Source organism: Streptomyces alkaliphilus (assembly GCF_014141535.1).
GTDB lineage: Bacteria > Actinomycetota > Actinomycetes > Streptomycetales > Streptomycetaceae > Streptomyces > Streptomyces alkaliphilus.
Genome location: NZ_VKHT01001337.1, coordinates 1 through 1,085 on the forward strand (window position 1 = coordinate 1; position 1,085 = coordinate 1,085).

The 1,085-nt window shown below is 74.6% G+C and carries 1 protein-coding gene; it reads left to right on the forward strand.

From position 1 onward, the window contains the following. Positions 1-141 precede the first annotated feature (141 nt). A complete protein-coding gene (locus tag FNQ90_RS24340; RefSeq protein ID WP_182608314.1) occupies positions 142-1,065 on the forward strand; it encodes a class I SAM-dependent methyltransferase in 924 nt (307 codons plus the stop codon). Positions 1,066-1,085 lie beyond the last annotated feature (20 nt).

Sequence of the window (1,085 nt, forward strand, 5' to 3'; positions counted from 1 at the left end):
CCTCGGGACGCGGCGGTCCGCGCCGACGCGGGCCGCCCCGTCCCGACTCCCCTCGCGCGACCCACCGCCCCGGCACGGCGGACCGGGCCCGCACCCCCCGGACAGTCACGAGCAGCGCCGAACCGCCCGAGAGGAAATCCCATGACCACCGCTCCGCACGCGGCCCGACCCACCGACACCACCCCCGATCCCGGGGTGCGCGACTGCGGCTACGGCGACGAGTTCCGCCACGTCTACGACCGGATCTTCCGCAAGGACGCCTACGCCGACCTCACCGGGCGGGTACTCGCCGGATGGCACCCCGACCCCGCCGCGGGCACCCTCGAACTGGGCGTCGGCACCGGACGCGTGGCCGTGCCGCTCGCCCGTGAACTCATCCGCGTCGCGACCGCCGATCGACCCGGCGGGACCGGGGACCCCGAGGCCCCGGCGGGTGCCGGTGACCTCCCGGAGATCGTCGGCGTCGACTCCTCGCTCACGATGCTGGAGGGGCTCCGGACGGAGATCGACCGCCACCGCCTGCCGATCACCCCCGTGCACGGCGACATCCGTGTCGAGCGCGAGGACGACCGGCGTTACGGCCTGGTGTACTGCGTGTGCGCCACCCTGTCGATGCTGACCCACCCCGACGAGCAGCGGGCCGTGATCCGCGCCGCCGCCCGGGCCCTGGCCCCCGGTGGTGTGCTGGTGGTGGAGACGGCCCACCCGGGCCATGTCCGCGCCCTGCACGACGGCCGTCGCGACGCCTCCTTCTTCACCCCCTACCCCGAGCCCAACACCGGGCTGTTGACCTGCTCCACCCTGCTTCCGGGCGATCAGCCGCTGTGGCGGGCCTCCCACGTGTGGTTCGAGGGGGACGGCACCTCCCGGGTCGGCACGGAGATCAGCCGACTGACCGAACCGGAGGAGGTGGACGCGTACGCGGCGCAAGCGGGTCTGGTCCCGATCGACCGGTGGGCCGACTGGCTCGGCAACCCGCTCGCCCCCGACTCGCCGATGTACATCGCCCGGTACGCGCACGCCGACCACGACACCGAGGCGGGTGAGCGCGATGGCGACGCCTGAGACCGCCCTCCCCCACACCG